The sequence below is a fragment of the Streptomyces thermovulgaris genome (assembly GCF_002155915.1).
In the GTDB taxonomy this organism is placed as follows: Bacteria; Actinomycetota; Actinomycetes; order Streptomycetales; family Streptomycetaceae; genus Streptomyces; species Streptomyces thermovulgaris.
In genome coordinates, this window is the sequence record NZ_MUME01000073.1 from 1 (window position 1) to 16,136 (window position 16,136).

Annotated in this window: 13 protein-coding genes and 1 pseudogene; 6 read left to right on the forward strand and 8 right to left on the reverse strand. The window is 72.1% G+C overall.

The features are described 5' to 3' along the window. Nucleotides 1-19 precede the first annotated feature (19 nt). Entirely contained in the window at nt 20-619 is a 600-nt protein-coding gene (locus CCN35_RS07895; protein WP_067392195.1) for a class I SAM-dependent methyltransferase, read from the reverse strand. Between the two features lie 546 nt (nt 620-1,165). Between CCN35_RS07895 and CCN35_RS07900 the strand changes: the two genes are divergently transcribed. From CCN35_RS07900 to CCN35_RS29265, 3 genes and pseudogenes are all read left to right on the forward strand, one after another. Next, nucleotides 1,166-1,771 carry a GTP-binding protein gene (locus tag CCN35_RS07900; RefSeq protein WP_086791967.1) on the forward strand — a complete coding sequence of 202 codons (606 nt, stop codon included), beginning with the start codon at nt 1,166-1,168 and terminating at the stop codon, nt 1,769-1,771. A 281-nt stretch (nt 1,772-2,052) separates the two neighbouring features. Beyond that, nucleotides 2,053-2,466, forward strand: a complete 414-nt coding sequence (locus tag CCN35_RS07905; protein ID WP_067392189.1) for a roadblock/LC7 domain-containing protein — start codon at nt 2,053-2,055, stop codon at nt 2,464-2,466. A 123-nt stretch (nt 2,467-2,589) separates the two neighbouring features. Then, nucleotides 2,590-2,886: pseudogene (locus CCN35_RS29265) on the forward strand (DUF6397 family protein); the annotation flags it as partial. 238 nt (nt 2,887-3,124) lie between these two features. Here the strand turns inward: CCN35_RS29265 and CCN35_RS07910 are convergent. Together CCN35_RS07910 and CCN35_RS07915 are read right to left on the reverse strand one after the other, a co-directional pair. After that, the gene (locus CCN35_RS07910) at nt 3,125-4,000 is read right to left on the reverse strand and encodes an acyl-CoA thioesterase (RefSeq protein ID WP_067392186.1); all 876 of its coding nucleotides are present in this window, start codon (nt 3,998-4,000) and stop codon (nt 3,125-3,127) included. A gap of 19 nt (nt 4,001-4,019) precedes the next feature. Then, nucleotides 4,020-6,533, reverse strand: a complete 2,514-nt coding sequence (locus CCN35_RS07915) for a DEAD/DEAH box helicase (protein WP_067392183.1) — start codon at nt 6,531-6,533, stop codon at nt 4,020-4,022. A gap of 145 nt (nt 6,534-6,678) precedes the next feature. Between CCN35_RS07915 and CCN35_RS07920 the strand changes: the two genes are divergently transcribed. Then, nucleotides 6,679-7,464, forward strand: coding sequence for a metal-dependent hydrolase (locus CCN35_RS07920; RefSeq protein WP_086791969.1), 786 nt, complete (start codon nt 6,679-6,681; stop codon nt 7,462-7,464). A 64-nt stretch (nt 7,465-7,528) separates the two neighbouring features. Here the strand turns inward: CCN35_RS07920 and CCN35_RS07925 are convergent, their stop codons facing one another. The 4 genes from CCN35_RS07925 to CCN35_RS07940 all read right to left on the reverse strand — a co-directional run bounded on the left by CCN35_RS07925 (nt 7,529) and on the right by CCN35_RS07940 (nt 12,300). After that, nucleotides 7,529-7,801, reverse strand: a complete 273-nt coding sequence (locus CCN35_RS07925) for a type B 50S ribosomal protein L31 (RefSeq protein WP_067392177.1) — start codon at nt 7,799-7,801, stop codon at nt 7,529-7,531. A gap of 73 nt (nt 7,802-7,874) precedes the next feature. Then, nucleotides 7,875-8,348: a DUF5709 domain-containing protein gene (locus CCN35_RS07930; protein ID WP_086791971.1), complete on the reverse strand. Its 474-nt coding sequence runs from the start codon at nt 8,346-8,348 to the stop codon at nt 7,875-7,877. A gap of 323 nt (nt 8,349-8,671) precedes the next feature. Beyond that, nucleotides 8,672-10,453, reverse strand: coding sequence for an ABC transporter ATP-binding protein (locus CCN35_RS07935; RefSeq protein ID WP_067392173.1), 1,782 nt, complete (start codon nt 10,451-10,453; stop codon nt 8,672-8,674). Next, a complete protein-coding gene (locus tag CCN35_RS07940; protein ID WP_086791973.1) occupies nt 10,450-12,300 on the reverse strand; it encodes an ABC transporter ATP-binding protein in 1,851 nt (616 codons plus the stop codon). Before CCN35_RS07940 ends, CCN35_RS07935 begins: the two co-directional genes overlap by 4 nt. Nucleotides 12,301-12,917: 617 nt before the next feature. Between CCN35_RS07940 and CCN35_RS07945 the strand changes: the two genes are divergently transcribed. After that, on the forward strand, nt 12,918-13,511 hold the full coding sequence (locus CCN35_RS07945) for a L,D-transpeptidase family protein (protein ID WP_342748578.1): 594 nt from the start codon (nt 12,918-12,920) through the stop codon (nt 13,509-13,511). Nucleotides 13,512-13,671: 160 nt separating this feature from the next. Here CCN35_RS07945 and CCN35_RS07950 read toward each other — a convergent pair whose 3' ends face one another. After that, the gene (locus tag CCN35_RS07950) at nt 13,672-14,124 is read right to left on the reverse strand and encodes a MarR family winged helix-turn-helix transcriptional regulator (protein ID WP_067392163.1); all 453 of its coding nucleotides are present in this window, start codon (nt 14,122-14,124) and stop codon (nt 13,672-13,674) included. Between the two features lie 116 nt (nt 14,125-14,240). Here CCN35_RS07950 and CCN35_RS07955 point away from each other — a divergent pair, with 116 nt between their 5' ends. Beyond that, a complete protein-coding gene (locus CCN35_RS07955; protein ID WP_086791975.1) occupies nt 14,241-16,082 on the forward strand; it encodes an ABC transporter ATP-binding protein in 1,842 nt (613 codons plus the stop codon). Nucleotides 16,083-16,136: the final 54 nt, after the last annotated feature.

The window sequence follows — 16,136 nt, forward strand, 5'->3', positions numbered from 1 at the left end:
GGGTGCGAGGGGGCGCGGGTCAGCCCTCGCGCACGGCCAGGGCCAGGAAGCGGGCGTCCTCGTCGACGCAGGACGTCATGCGCCACCCCGAACCGGCGAGCAGCGGCCGCAGGTTGGGCTCGGCCCGCAGGTCGTCCGGGGTGATCCGCCGGCCCTGGCGTGCCGCGAGCGCCGCCCGTCCGATCGGGTGGAACAGCGCCAGCGTGCCGCCGGGACGCACCACGCGCCGCATCTCCCGCAGGTTCTCCGCGGGATGCGGCAGGTGCGCGATGAGGCCCGCGGCGAACACGGCGTCGAACGACTCCGGTTCGAACGGCAGCGCGGCGACGTCGGCGAGCAGCAGATGCCCCTCCCGGTCCCGCCCGGCCCGTACGGCGGCCTGCAGCATGGCCGGCGTCAGATCGACGCCCACGACGACTCCCGAGCGGCCCACGGCCGCACGCAGCGGGGGCAGGGCCCGGCCGGTGCCGCATCCCGCGTCGAGGACGCGGTCGCCCTCGCGCAGCCCGAGCTCGGCGACCGCGGCCGCGTAGGCGGGGCCGTCGTCCGGGAACCTGCTGTCCCAGTCGGCCGCGCGTGCGGTGAAGAACTCCTGGACGCGTGCGTGATCCTCGTTCATGTGTCGCATGATCCCCCACAGGCCCGAGGAGAAGCCGCCGCACGTGTGTGCGCATGGCGCGATCGTTCCGGTGTCCGCCCGTGCCGCGGGGCGGCGGCCCTCCCCGGGGACTTCGAGCACGCCGTCCGGCAGGCAGCGGCCCACCGCAGACCGTGACCGCACCGCTCCCGCCGCCCTCGAGGGCAGCGGCCCGCCTCGTCGGCCGAAGCCGCCGTGTGCCGGACCCGTCGCCGTCGGCCGTCCGGTGCCGCCCGTACGCCTTCCACGCGTGAATCCCGCGGGAAGTGGTCGTGAGGCGGCCCATGCCACGGCGGAAGCGTTCCTGTTGTGCACCCGTTCCGACAGCGGGGGCCATGGGACGGTCGGAACGGAGAAAATGCGATCCATTCCCCCGAACGGGTGCTCATGGGGTCATGATGCTGACGGTTTTCTCCCCCGTGTCCTTCTGTGTCCCTCGTCCCTCGTCCTTCTTCCCGCGCCGTCCGTTCTCCCCGTGCCGTCCGTTCTCCCCGTGGCGGCCGCTGCCCTTCCCGAGAGAAGTGATCCATGGTCCGCGAGCACGACGACGCCCCGGGTGGTGAGACGACCCCCCTGGTGCTGAAGGTACTGGTCGCCGGCGGACTCGGCGTGGGCAGGACCACCCTGGTGGGCGCGGTCAGCGAGATCCGGCCGCTGCGCACCGAGGAACTGCTGAGCCGGGCCGGCCGGTCGGCCGACGGCACCGGCGGCGTGGAGCAGAAGACCGCCACGGCCGTCGCCCTGGACTTCGGCCGCCTCACCTTCCGGTACGGGCTCTCCCTCCATCTCTTCGGCACACCGGGCCAGGACCGTTTCTGGTTCCTGTGGGACGAGTTGGCGCAGGGCGCCCTCGGCGCCGTGGTCCTCGCCGACACCCGGCGCCTGGAGGGCTGCTTCCCGGCCGTGGACCACTTCAAGCGCCGGCGCATCCCGTTCGTGGTGGCCGTCAACCGCTTCCCGGGCGCCCGCACCCACAGCCCCGACGACGTCTTCCGCGCCCTCGACCTCGACCAGGGCACCCCCGTGGTCCTGTGCGACGCCCGCGAACGCGACTCGGGAAAGGAGGTGCTGATCCGGCTCGTCGAGCACGCCGGGCGGGTGCACACCGCCCGGCTGCTCGAGGCCGTGAGCTGAACACGACGGTGTGCGTCCGGCCGGCGGGGCCGTTTCCGCCGAACGGGAACCGGTCCGATGCGCCACGAGGGCGTCCGACGGCCCGTACGGCCGGCGGTTCTCCGGTGCGGGCGCCCTGAGGTTTCCGGTGCGGGTGCCTCAAGGAACGAGTCCCCACCACTTGTCATCGGTCATCTTTTGTGTCATGTCCTCATACTCCTTGCCGGGACAGCGGCAGTGGGGAAGGCTGGCGGGAGATCCTCCGGTTGTGGGGGGAGACAACAACACGGGGAGACCGCATCATGGCGCAGAACCAGACACTGGGCCGGCTGCTCGACGACCTGACCCAACGGACGGAACACGTACGGCACGCCCTGGTCCTGTCCAACGACGGACTGGTGACGGGCGCCAGTACGGGACTGCGACGCGAGGACGCCGAGCACCTCGCGGCCGTGTCGTCCGGCCTGCACAGCCTGGCCAAGGGCTCGGGCCGTCACTTCGGCGCGGGCGGGGTGCGGCAGACGATGGTCGAGTTCGACGACGCGGTGCTGTTCGTCACGGCGGCCGGCGCGGACAGCTGTCTGTGCGTCCTCAGCGGTGCGGAGGCCGACATCGGCCAGGTCGCCTACGAGATGACCCTGCTCGTCAACCAGGTCGGCGAGCATCTCGACGTGAAGGCCCGGCAGTCGGAGTGGACTTCCGCGACCGGCCTCTGACCAGCGCATTCGTCCTCCCCCGCGGAGTTTTCCACAGGCCCGCGCCGAGGTGCGCGGCAAGGGATACGGTGTGTCGCAGGCGAGCGCGGCCGGCGCGAGCCGCACTCCACGGGGGAGACGACCATGTCCGGCGACACCATCACGCATGTCCTCGCACCCACCGCCGAAACGGCCGGCACACAAGCCGGCACACGGCGGCGGGCGCCCTTCCCCCAGAGCCGCGCAGCCCGTGAACCGGGCCTCAGGCGCAGTGAGTTCGACCTGGCCGTCCAGCTCGGCCGCATCCGCACCCTGCCCGTTGAGGAGGGAGCCGGGCGGTGCGCCGACCGTGCCGAGACCGAGCGGCTGTGCGTCCAGGAGGGGTTTCCGGAGGCGCTGCGCAGGAGGGGCGGAGTCGTGGGCACCGGGGACGGCGCGGGCGTCCGGCACAGCACCGGAACCCGGCGGAGCACCGGCAGCCGCCCGCGCCGGAGCGGCCCGGACGCCCCCGGTGGCCCGGCGAACGCCCCCGGCGGTGCGAACCGGCGCAACGGCGCGCGCGCTCACGCCGCCTGCTGGGCCGGCTCTTTCGCAAGGACACCCGGACGATCGCCCTTCCGGGCACCGGACCGGCCGGCGGGCCCGGCGCGGAAGGCGGCCCGTGACGGAAGGCGGCTGTCTACACCGCGCGGAACAGGCCCTCCTGGACGACCGACACGACCAGACGCCCCTCCCTGTCGTAGATGCGGCCGCGGGCCAGCCCCCGGCCGCCCGTCGCGATCGGTGACTCCTGGTCGTACAGGAGCCACTGGTCCGCACGGAACGGCCGGTGGAACCACATGGCGTGGTCCAGCGAGGCCATGTCGAAACCGCGCGGCCCCCACAGGGGCTCGACCGGGATGCGCACCGCGTCGAGCAGCGTCATGTCGCTGGCGTAGGTCAGGGCGCAGGTGTGCACGAGCGGATCGTCCCCGAGCGGTCCGACCGCGCGCATCCACACGGCGCTGCGCGGCTCGGCGTCCTTGACCTCCTCGGCGCTCCAGCGCAGCCGGTCCACATACCGGATGTCGAACGGCTGACGGCGTGCCATGCGCTCCAGCTGCTCGGGCAGTTCCCCCAGATGCTCCCGGATCTCCTCCACGACCGTCGGCAGGGACTCCGGATCCGGAACCGTGCGGGCCGGCGGCAGCTGGTGCTCGAAACTCCCCTGCTCGGGCTTGTGGAAGGAAGCGGTCAGATTGAAGATCGTGCGGCCCTGCTGCACGGCGGTGACCCGGCGCGTGGTGAAGGACCGCCCGTCGCGCACCCGCTCCACCTGGTACACGATCGGCACCCCGGGCCGTCCGGGACGCAGGAAGTACGCGTGCAGGGAGTGCACCGGGCGCTCACCGTCCGTGGTGCGTCCGGCGGCGACCAGAGCCTGTCCGGCCACCTGGCCGCCGAAGACCCGCTGCAGGGACTCCTGCGGGCTGCGGCCACGGAAGATGTTGACCTCGATCTGCTCCAGGTCGAGCAGATCGACAAGTCTTTCGGCCGGGTTCGTCGTGTCCGACATGGAAGGGTCTCTCCTGTGTTCACAGCTGGCCGACGTCGGTCACGCGGATGACCGCGCGGCCCTCGGCGTCGGAGGCGGCCAGATCGACCTCCGCGCTGATGCCCCAGTCGTGGTCGCCGTCGGGGTCGTCGAAGATCTGCCGCACACGCCACAGGCCGTTCTGCGGCTCCTCCTCGATCAGCAGCAGCTTGGGGCCGCGGGCATCGGGACCGGTGCCCAGGTCGTCGTACTCCTCCCAGTACTTGTCCATCGCCGCGCCCCACGCCTCGGCGTCCCACCCCGACTCGGCGTCCATCTCGCCCAGCTCCTCGAACCGGTCCAGGGCGGCGAGCTCGACACGGCGGAACATGGCGTTGCGGACCAGGACGCGGAAGGCACGGGCGTTGGCGGTGACCGGCTTGACCTGGTCGGCCTTCTCCTGGGCCTCCTCGGCGGTCTCCTCCTCCGGGTTGGCCAGCTGCTCCCACTCGTCCAGCAGGCTGGAGTCGACCTGGCGCACCATCTCGCCCAGCCAGGCGATCAGGTCCTGCAGGTCCTCGGACTTCAGGTCGTCCGGGATCGTGTGCTCCAGCGCCTTGTACGCACTGGCCAGGTAGCGCAGCACGATGCCCTCGCTGCGGGCGAGTTCGTAGAAGGAGATCAACTCCGTGAACGACAGCGCCCGTTCGTACATGTCGCGGACCACGGACTTCGGCGACAGCGGGTGGTCCCCGACCCAGGGGTGGCTCTTGCGGTAGGTGCGGTAGGCGTGGAAGAGCAGTTCCTCCAGGGGCTTGGGGTAGGTGATGTCCTGGAGGCGCTCCATGCGCTCCTCGTAGTCGACGCCCTCCGCCTTCATCGCGGCCACGGCCTCGCTGCGCGCCTTGTTCTGCTGGGCGACGAGGATCTGCCGCGGGTCGTCCAGCGTGGACTCCACGACGGAGACCATGTCCAGCGCGTAGGACGGCGACTCGGGATCCAGCAGTTCGAACGCGGCCAGCGCGAAGGTGGACAGCGGCTGGTTGAGCGCGAAGTCCTGCTGGAGGTCGACCGTGAGGCGCACGATGCGGCCCTCGGCGTCCGGCTGGTCGAGCTTCTCGACGATGCCGCCGTCCAGCAGCGAGCGGTAGATGGCGATGGCCCGCCGGATGTGCCGCAGCTGCTGCTTGCGCGGCTCGTGGTTGTCCTCCAGCAGGCGCCGCATCGCCTCGAAGGCGTTGCCGGGACGGGCGATCACCGACAGCAGCATCGCGTGCGTCACACGGAAGCGGGAGGTCAGCGGCTCCGGCTCGGAGGCGACGAGCTTCTCGAAGGTCTTCTCCGTCCAGCCGACGAACCCCTCCGGCGCCTTCTTGCGGACGACCTTCCGGCGCTTCTTGGGATCGTCGCCCGCCTTGGCGAGCGCCTTCTCGTTCTCGATGACGTGCTCGGGGGCCTGCGCGACGACGAAGCCCTCCGTGTCGAAGCCGGCCCGTCCGGCCCGTCCGGCGATCTGGTGGAACTCACGGGCGCGCAAGGTGCGCACACGGCTGCCGTCGTACTTGGTCAGCGCCGTGAACAGCACGGTGCGGATCGGCACGTTGACGCCCACGCCGAGCGTGTCCGTGCCGCAGATCACCTTCAGCAGACCGGCCTGCGCCAGCTTCTCCACCAGCCGGCGGTACTTGGGCAGCATGCCGGCGTGGTGCACCCCGATGCCGTGCCGGACGTAGCGGGAGAGGTTGCGGCCGAACCTGGTGGTGAAGCGGAAGTTGCCGATCAGCTCGGCGATCTGCTCCTTCTCCTCGCGCGAGCACATGTTGATGCTCATCAGCGCCTGCGCCCGTTCCACGGCCTGGGCCTGGGTGAAGTGCACGATGTACACCGGGGCCTGGTCGGCCTGGAGCAGGTCGGTGAGCGTCTCGGTGAGCGGTGTGCGCCGGTACTCGTAGGACAGCGGCACCGGACGGGTGGCCGAGCGGACCACCGCGGTGGGACGGCCCGTACGACGGGTCAGGTCCTTCTCGAAGAAGGAGACGTCACCGAGCGTGGCCGACATCAGCACGAACTGTGCCTGCGGCAGCTCCAGCAGCGGGATCTGCCAGGCCCAGCCGCGGTCGGGCTCCGCGTAGAAGTGGAACTCGTCCATGACGACCTGGCCGATGTCGGCGTCCTTGCCGTCGCGCAGCGCGATCGAGGCCAGCACCTCGGCCGTGCAGCAGATGACGGGCGCGTCGGCGTTCACGGAGGCGTCGCCGGTGAGCATGCCGACGTTCTCGGTGCCGAACAGCTTGCACAGCTCGAAGAACTTCTCCGACACCAGCGCCTTGATCGGCGCCGTGTAGAAGGTGACCTCGTCCCTGGCCAGGGCGGCGAAGTGCGCCCCGGCGGCGATCATGCTCTTGCCGGAGCCGGTGGGCGTGGAGACGATCACATTCGCCCCGGAGACCACCTCGATCAGCGCCTCTTCCTGGTGGGGATAGAGAGTCAGACCACGATCCTGGGCCCAGGACTCGAAGGCCTCGTACAGAGCGTCGGGATCGGCGGTCGGCGGGAGCTGGTCGATGAGGGTCACCCGTCCATCTTGCCTGGCCCGCGGGCCGAGGTGGGAATCGGCTGCCGGTTCGAAGATCACGGCGGCTACGCTGTGGCGCCGACGGAACATCGGCTCGCTGGAACAACTGGACAGCGCGACAACGGAAAAGGGGCGGGCAACGGCCATGATGGGACCAGCACACTCACTGTCGGGCGCCGCGGCCTGGCTGGGCGTGGGAGCCGCAGCCGCCGCGGCCGGGCACCCCATGCCCTGGCCGGTGCTGCTGGCCGGTGCGCTGATCTGCGCCGGGGCCGCCCTCGCCCCGGACCTGGACCACAAGGCCGCGACCATATCGCGTTCCTTCGGACCGCTCTCGCGCTGGCTGTGCGAGATCGTCGAGAAGCTGTCCAGCACCGTCTACAAGGCGACGCGCCTGCCGGGCGACCCGCGCCGTTCCGGGGGGCACCGGACGCTGACGCACACCTGGCTGTGGGCGGTGCTGATCGGGGCGGGCACCTCCGTCGTGGCGGTCACCGGCGGCCGCTGGGCGGTGCTGGCCATTCTCTTCGCCCACATGGTGCTGGCCATCGAGGGCCTGCTGTGGCGGGCGGCCCGCGGCTCCAGCAGCGACGTCCTGGTGTGGCTGCTGGCCGCGACCAGCGCCTGGATCATCGCGGACACGCTCGACCAGCCGGGCAACGGCGCGAACTGGCTGTTCAGCGAGGACTACCTGTGGCTGGGCCTGCCGATCGTGCTGGGGGCGCTGGTGCACGACATCGGGGACGCGCTGACCGTCTCCGGCTGCCCGATACTGTGGCCGATACCGGTGGGCCGCAAGCGCTGGTACCCGGTCGGCACGCCGAAGGCGATGCGCTTCAAGGCGGGCAGCTGGGTCGAGGTCAGGGTGCTGATGCCGGCGTTCATGCTGCTCGGCGGGGTGAGCTGTCTGGCGGCACTGAACTTCGGCTGAAGCGGGCTCCGGCCGAGCGGCCGCCGGGACCTCGGGCCGGCGCGCCGTCCGGGGACGCCCGGCCTCACACGGCTTGGTCGCCGTTTGTGCCCTGCCCGCCGCCGTAGCGCCGCTCGAACCGGGCGATGCGGCCCTCGGAGTCCACCGTGCGGGCCCTGCCGGTGTAGAACGGGTGGCTCTTCGAGGAGATCTCCACGTCCACGACCGGGTAGGTCTGCCCGTCGTCCCACTCGATGGTCTGCTCGCTGGTGGCGGTGGACCGGGTGAGGAAGGCATAGCCGGCGGCGCGGTCGCGGAAGACCACGGGGTGGTAGTCGGGGTGCTTGGCCTGCTGCATGGGAACTCCTCGTGCGGTGGGATGCGACGGGGGAGGAAGCGGCCGGGAGACGCGGGGCGCACCGGTGGCCGGATCAGCCGTGCAGGGTGTCCTCGTCGACCACGTGCACGGCCGCCTCCTCGGCGGAGGAGGCCGCGCCGTCGATGCCCACATCGATGGCGACCAGCGCGCTCTCCTCGTCCTCGTGGGCTCCCTCGTCGGGGGCGACGAGACGGCCGGACCGGGTGGCGCCGACCTCGTTGTCCAGGAGTTCCCCGTCGGTGTCCGTGCAGTCGCCCATGCCGTCGCCGTCCGGGACGGGCGGATCGGGAAGCTCCTCGGCCAGACGCTGCTCCAGCGTCTCGCCCTGCCGGCGCTCGGCCGCGGTCACACCGATGTGCTCCACCGCCCAGGGCCGCTCCGGAGGGGACCAGCCGCGGTCCAGGGGGTCGTCGACACCGTCGTACTCCAGCGTGTCCTCCGAGTCGAGCACCCCCGTGTCCTCCTTGATCTCGGAGTCCTTGTCGGGCTGGTAGACGTCGTCTCCCCATCCGTCGACGCTGTCCACGGGTACCTCCAGGGGGTGGGTGACGAGCCCGTTCTCACCGCCTCCGGCGGGCGGCCGCCGGTGCGCGGAGCACAGCTGTCACCCGGCGCGAACCGGACGGCTCCCGGGTGCTTCCCGGGGTATTTGCCTGTTTCCACCCTTCCATCCCTGTTCGTTCCCGCGCAACGGCACGGCCCGTGCCGGCCCCTTGGCCTGTGCCGGTGCCTCTGCTCCCGGGGACCGTGTGCGCGCACGGCGGCCGTGGCAGGCAGGTCCGCGGCCCCGGTCCGGCCCGTGCCCGGGCCGGACCGTCCGCCGGTCTTCCCGGCGCCGCCTTCGTCCGCTCACCCGTGCCAGGACCGCCACAGCGCCGCATAGGTGCCGTCCGCGGCGACCAGGTCGTCGTGGGGGCCCAGCTCGCTGATGCGGCCGTTCTCGACCACGGCGATGACGTCCGCGTCGTGCGCCGTGTGGAGCCGGTGGGCGATGGCGACGACCGTGCGGCCGTCCAGGACGCGGGCCAGGGACCGCTCCAGGTGCCGGGCCGCCCGCGGATCGAGGAGCGAGGTGGCCTCGTCCAGCACCAGCGTGTGCGGATCGGCCAGGACCAGACGGGCCAGGGCGATCTGCTGGGCCTGGGCCGGGGTGAGGGCGAAGCCGCCCGAGCCGACCTCGGTGTCCAGGCCGTTCTCCAGGGCACGCGCCCAGCCGTCGGCGTCGACCGCGCCGAGCGCCGCCCACAGCTCGGCGTCGTCGGCGTCGGCACGGGCGAGCAGCAGGTTGTCGCGCAGGGAGCCCACGAAGACGTGGTGCTCCTGGTTGACCAGGGCGACATGGGCGCGGACCCGTTCGGCGGGCATCCGGGAGAGCTCGGCACCGCCGAGGGCGACCCGGCCCTTGCGCGGTGCGTAGATCCCGGCGAGCAGCCGGCCCAGCGTGGACTTGCCGGCCCCCGAGGGACCGACCAGGGCCAGCCGGGTGCCCGGGGCGACCTTCAGGGACACCTCGCGCAGCACGTCGACGCCCTCGCGGTAGCCGAAGTGCACCCGGTCCGCGTGCATGTCCCGGCCGGCGGGGGACAGCGAGGCGTCCCCGGCGTCCGGCTCGATCTCGCGGACGCCGACGAGCCGGGCCAGCGACACCTGCGCCACCTGCAGCTCGTCGTACCAGCGCAGGATCAGTCCCACCGGGTCGACGAGCATCTGCGCGATGAGCGCGCCCGTGGTCAGCTGCCCGATCCCCAGCCAGCCCCGCAGCACGAAGACCCCGCCGATCAGCAGCACGGCGGCGAGCACGGTCACATGGGTGATGTTGACGACCGGGAAGAGCACCGACCGCAGCCAGAGCGTGTAGCGCTCCCACGCCGTCCACTGCTTGATCCGCAGCTCCGACAGGGCGATGCGACGCTCGCCCAGACGGTGCGCCTCCACGGTGCGCCCGGCGTCGACGGTCTCGGTGAGCGCGGCGGCCACGGCGGCGTAGCCCGCGGCCTCCGAGCGGTAGGCGGAGGGCGCCCGCCGGAAGTACCAGCGGCAGCCGGCCAGCAGCAGCGGCAGGGCCACCAGCACGGCTGCGGCGAGCGGCGGTGCGGTGAGCACCAGACCGCCGAGCAGCAGGGCCGTCCACACCACTCCGACCGTCAGCTGCGGCACGGCCTCGCGCATCGCGTTGGCGAGCCGGTCGATGTCGGTGGTGATGCGGGAGAGCAGATCGCCGGTGCCCGCCCGCTCCAGCACGCCCGGCGGCAGCCGGACCGACCGGACGAGGAAGTCCTCGCGCAGATCGGCCAGCATCCGCTCGCCCAGCATCGCCCCGCGCAGCCGCACCTCCCGCACGAACACGGCCTGCACGAGCAGCGCCAGCGCGAACAGCCCCACGGTCAGCGGCAGATGCAGCTCCCGGGCGCCGTGCGACACCCGCTCGACCAGGCCGCCCAGCAGCCAGGGGCCGGCCAGGGAGGCGAGCACGGCCACCGCGTTGACGGTGACGAGCAGCAGGAAGGCACCGCGGTGCCGGCGCAGCAGCTCGGCCACATAGGCGCGCACGGTCGCGGCGGAGCCGACGGGCAGGGTGTCGGCCGTCGTCGGGGCCGCCGGGTCGTACGCCGGGGGCGCCACGCCGATCATGCGGTCTCCTCCATCTTCTCCACGACGTCCCGCAAAGCCGCGTCGTCGTCCGGCGGACCGGCCGGTGCGGCCCGCGGCCCGCCGTCGGCCCGGATCATGTCGTGCAGGGCGCGTTCCTCGTCCGTCTCCCGGGTCACCACCGCGCGGTACCGGGGCTCGGTGCGCACCAGGTCGCGGTGCGAGCCGACCGCGGCGACCGTGCCCTCGTGGACCAGGACCACCCGGTCGGCGCGGTCCAGCAGCAGCGGCGAGGAGGTGAACACCACCGTGGTGCGGCCGCTCCGCAGCTTCCGCAGGCCCTGGGCGATCCGCGCCTCGGTGTGCGCGTCGACGGCGGAGGTCGGCTCGTCCAGGACCAGGACCTCCGGGTCGGCGATCAGGGACCGGGCGAGAGCGAGGCGCTGACGCTGGCCGCCGGACAGGGACCGGCCGCGCTCGGTGATGCGGGCGTCCATCGGGTCCCCGGCGGCAGGCATCGTCTGCGCGAGCGCCTCCAGGACGTCGTCGCACTGGGCGGCGGCGAGCGCCTCCTCGGCGGAGACGTTCCCCGAGGCGGGCACGTCGAGCAGTTCGCGCAGCGAACCGGAGAGCAGGACCGGGTCCTTGTCCTGGACCAGGACGGCCGTGCGGGCCGCCTCGAGCGGCAGCTCGTCCAGCGGTACGCCGCCCAGCAGCACCGATGTGCCCGGTTCGGCGGGATGGCCGCCGAGCCGCTCGGCCAGCCGGCCCGCCGCGTCCGGGTCGCCGCAGACCACGGCGGTCAGACGCCCGGCGGGTGCGCACAGCCCGGTCGCCGGGTCGTACAGGTCGCCCGACGGCACGTCGGCCGTCCGCGTTCCGGTGCTGTCGGCGGGCCTCTTCAGGGAGAGCACCCGGGCGGCCCGCTCGGCCGACGGGCGGGAGAAGGAGTACGCCATGGCGATCTCCTGGAAGTGCCGCAGCGGGTAGGCGAGGATCAGGACGGAGCTGTAGACGGTGACGAGCTCGCCCACGGTGATCCGGCCGGTGCGGGCCAGATGGATGCCGTACCAGACCACCGCGATCAGCAGCAGTCCCGGCAGCAGCACCTGGATCGCGGCGATCAGGGCCCACATGCGGGCGCTGCGGACGGCCGCGTGCCGCACCTCCTGGGAGGCGCGGCGGTAGCGGTCGAGGAACAGCTCCTCGCCGCCGATGCCGCGCAGCACCCGCAGCCCGGCGACGGTGTCCGAGGCCAGTTCGGTGGCGCGGCCCGCCTTCTCGCGCTGCACGTCGGCGCGCCGGGTCGCGTGCGGCAGCAGCGGCAGCACCGCGAACGCCATCACGGGCAGGCCCACGACGACGACCATCCCGAGCGCCGGCTGGTAGACGAGCAGGGCGGCGCAGACCAGCAGCACGGTGACCGCGGCCGCGGTGAACCGGGACACGGCCTCCACGCACCAGCCGATTTTCTCGATGTCACCGGTGGAGACGGTGACCACCTCGCCTGCGGCCACCCGCCGGGTCAGCGCGGATCCCAGTTCGGCGGCCTTGCGGGCGAGCAGTTGCTGGAGGCGGGCGGCCGCGGTGACCCAGTTGGTGACCGCGGCGCGGTGCAGAAAGGTGTCGCCGAGCGCGTTGCCGGCGCAGAGCAGCGCCAGCAGTCCGCCGGTCAGGGCGAGCCGGGAGCCCGAGCGGTCGACGACCGCCTGGACGGCGAGACCGACGCAGAACGGCAGCGCGGCGACCGAGGCGAAGTGCAGCAGCCCCCAGGCCAGGGCTCTGAGCTGCCCGCCCAGTTGGTTCCGTTCCAGCCACCACAGAAGCCGAAGGCCCGAGCGGGTGTCCGGCACACCCGGGTCGGGATACGGAAGGTCTTGAATCTGCATGAGGGTCCAGGGCTCGTATCGGGGCGAAACAGGTGCCGCCGGACGGCGGAAAGCCGTGACAGGGTCGCGTCGCCGGGCAGCCGGAGGCAAACGGTTTTTCCCGTGGGGGACTCCGGGGGACTTCTGGAGAAACAGCAGTGGCCGGTTCGCGCTCCCGGCACGGAGGAGACCCGGGATCCCGCGTCCCGGGCGCGCGCCGCGGAGCGAGGGGGGCCACCGGACGGAGCGCCTGGCACCTCCTTCGGGAGAGGCTCCGGGAGGAGACGGAAAGGGAGCGGAAACAGCCGGAGAAGAAAGAAAAGTGACTGAAAACCAGCAAGGAAACGGCCGAAAAGTGCCTGGGAAGCAGCCGAGAGGAAGGTGAGCGGGAGACGGGAGGAGATGGAGGAGATGGTGGGAGATGGGGCTGTTTGGATCAATTCGAGTGGATCATCCCGCGTGTCGCGACAACGATGGGGGACATGCGAAGTGGCGGCAGAACACATGCGAGGGCCGCTGCGGCGGCCTGTGGTCTCCTTCTGGCGGCGGTGACCGCGTGCAGCGGGGCTCCGGCGGAGATCCCTTCCGGCGAGATACCCAGACATGGCGGCCCGTCGGGGGCCGCCCGGCCCGACCCCTTGGAGGACTTCACCCGGATACCGGGCGTCGGGGAGCGGCTGCGGCGGCAGATCCCCGCCGGCACACGGCAGGTCGTGGTGGTCTACGGCGACCACAAGGACTCACCGAACTCGACACTGGTGCTGTATCAGAAACGCGGCCCCCTGTGGCAGCAGTCGGGCCGCTGGCCGTCGCACAACGGCAAGCGGGGCTGGACCACGAACCATCAGGAGGGCGACGAGCGCAGCCCCGTCGGGGTGTTCACGCTCTCCGACGCCGGCGGGCTCCTCGAGGACCCGGGAACCCGGTTGCCCTACACCCAGGACGACGAGGCCTTCGTCTCCCTCTATCCCGGGGACGAGGCGCACCGGCACGACTTCGACTACGTCATCGCCATCGACTACAACCGCGTGCCCGGCACGCGCCCGGACGACCCCACCCGTCCCCTGGGCCGGTCCAAGGGCGGCGGGATCTGGCTCCATCTGGACCACGGCGACGGCACACTGGGCTGCATCAGCGTCCCGAGGACCGCGATGGAGTACCTGCTGCACACGCTCGACCCGGCGCACAAGCCCGTCATCGTGATGGGGGACAGGGCCACCCTGCAGCTGTAGCGGTCCGCGGCGAACCGTCCGCACGGGGCCGGCGAGGAGAGCCGTGGTGACGCGGTCTCACGGCCGGCGCGTTCCCGGAACGTTCCCGTGGCGTCCGGCTGCCGGCCTGCCGTCCTTCCGGCGGTGTGCGCACCGGCCGCGCACGTCTCATGCGTACGGCTCAGCAGTGACCCTGCGAGGGCACCGCGCCCACCAGGGTGTCCAGCAGTTCACCGAGCGTCCTGCGCTGTTCGTCCGTCAGGGGCGCCAGGATCTCCTCCGCGGCGGCCCGGCGTACGCCGTGCAGCTCGTGCAGCACCCTGCGCCCCTCGGCGGTGAGCTCGATCCGGACGACCCGGCGGTTGACCGGATCGGGGACCCGGCGCACCCTGCCGCTCGCCTCCAGCCCGTCCACGAGCGTGGTCACCGCGCGCGGCACCACCTCCAGGGACGCGGCGAGGTCCGCCATGCGGGGCGGCTCGCCGAAGTGCGCCAGGGTGCGCAGCAGCCGGGACTGGGCCGGTGTGACGCCCAGGGCGTGCTGTTCCAGGTGACGCTTCTGGATGCGGTGCACCCGACGGGTGAGCCGCAGCAGCTGCTCGGCGAGGAGGCCGTCGGGATCGGGGGAACTCATGCGGGGCACCCTATCAGGACCTTGTTCACTATGAACATAGGTAACAATGAGCTAGGATCCGTGGACCATCACCGGCCGCGTCCGCCGCCGGCGTCCGCCCGCCCCGACAGGAGCCCATGCACCCCGACCATCCGCCCGCCTGGACCCCGCCCGCCGAGCTGAAGGGCCAGCCCCGGCAGGTCCGCCGCATCCTGCGGCTCTTCCGTCCCTACCGGGGCCGCCTCGCGATCGTCGGCCTGCTGGTCGGTGCCTCCTCGCTGGTCTCCGTCGCCACGCCCTTCCTGCTGAAGGAGATCCTGGACGTCGCGCTCCCGCAGGGCCGCACCGGTCTGCTGAGTCTCCTGGCGCTCGGCATGATCCTCAGCGCCGTTCTCACCAGCGTCTTCGGTGTGCTGCAGACACTGATCTCCACGACCGTGGGCCAGCGGGTGATGCACGATCTGCGCACCGCCGTCTACGGCCGGCTGCAGCGCATGTCCCTCGCCTTCTTCACCCGCACCCGCACCGGCGAGGTGCAGTCCCGCATCGCCAACGACATCGGCGGCATGCAGGCCACCGTCACCTCCACCGCCACCTCCCTGGTGTCCAACCTCACCAGCGTGGTCGCCACGGTCGTCGCGATGATCGCCCTGGACTGGCGGCTGACGGTCGTCTCCCTGGTCCTGCTCCCGGTGTTCGTCTGGATCAGCCGTCGCGTCGGCAACGAACGCAAGAGGATCACCACCCAGCGCCAGAAGCAGATGGCCGCGATGGCCGCCACGGTCACCGAGTCGCTGTCCGTCAGCGGCATCCTGCTCGGCCGCACGATGGGCCGCTCCGACTCGCTGACCGCGTCCTTCGCCGAGGAGTCCGAACGGCTGGTGGACCTCGAGGTGCGGTCGAACATGGCCGGCCGCTGGCGCATGGCCGTCGTCACCATCGTCATGGCCGCCATGCCGGCCGTCATCTACTGGGCCGCGGGCATCGCCCTGCAGGTCGGCGGCCCGGAGGTCTCCCTCGGAACGCTCGTCGCCTTCGTCTCGCTCCAGCAGGGCCTGTTCCGGCCGGCCGTCGGCCTGCTCTCCACCGGCGTGCAGATCCAGACCTCGCTCGCGCTCTTCCAGCGCATCTTCGAGTACCTGGACCTGCCCATCGACATCACCGAGCGCGAGCGCCCGGTCCGTCTCGACCGGATCAAGGGCGAGGTCCGCTTCGAGAACGTCTCCTTCCACTACGACCGCGACAGCGGCCCGGTCCTCGACGGCGTCGACATCACCGTCCCCGCGGGCTCCAGCCTCGCGATCGTCGGCCCGACCGGCGCCGGCAAGTCCACCCTCGGCTACCTGGTGCCCCGGCTCTACGACGTCACGGGCGGCCGGGTCACCCTCGACGGGGTCGATGTGCGCGACCTCGACTTCGACACCCTCGCCCGCGCCGTCGGCGTCGTCTCCCAGGAGACGTACCTCTTCCACGCCTCGGTCGCCGACAACCTGCGCTTCGCCAAGCCGGACGCCACCGACGAGGAACTGCAGGCGGCGGCGAAGGCGGCACAGATCCACGACCACATCGCGGCCCTGCCCAACGGCTACGACACGGTCGTCGGCGAGCGCGGCCACCGCTTCTCCGGCGGCGAGAAGCAGCGTCTGGCCATCGCCCGCACCATCCTGCGCGATCCGCCGGTCCTCATCCTCGACGAGGCGACCAGTGCCCTGGACACCCGTACGGAGGCCGCCGTGCAGAAGGCCATCGACACCCTGTCCGCCAACCGGACGACCCTGACCATCGCACACCGGCTGTCCACCGTCCGCAATGCCGACCGGATCGTGGTCCTCGACCGCGGGCGGGTGGTCGAACAGGGCACCCACGAGGAGCTGATGGACCTCGACGGCCGCTACGCCGCCCTGGTCCGCCGGGATGCGCGGATGGAGCCGGCGCACCGGACCGGCGCACCGGGCCGGCGGGCCGAACCGGCGAACTGAACCGGCGCACCGGGCCGGTGGGCCGAGCCGGGGACCCGGTCGGCGAGCCGTCCG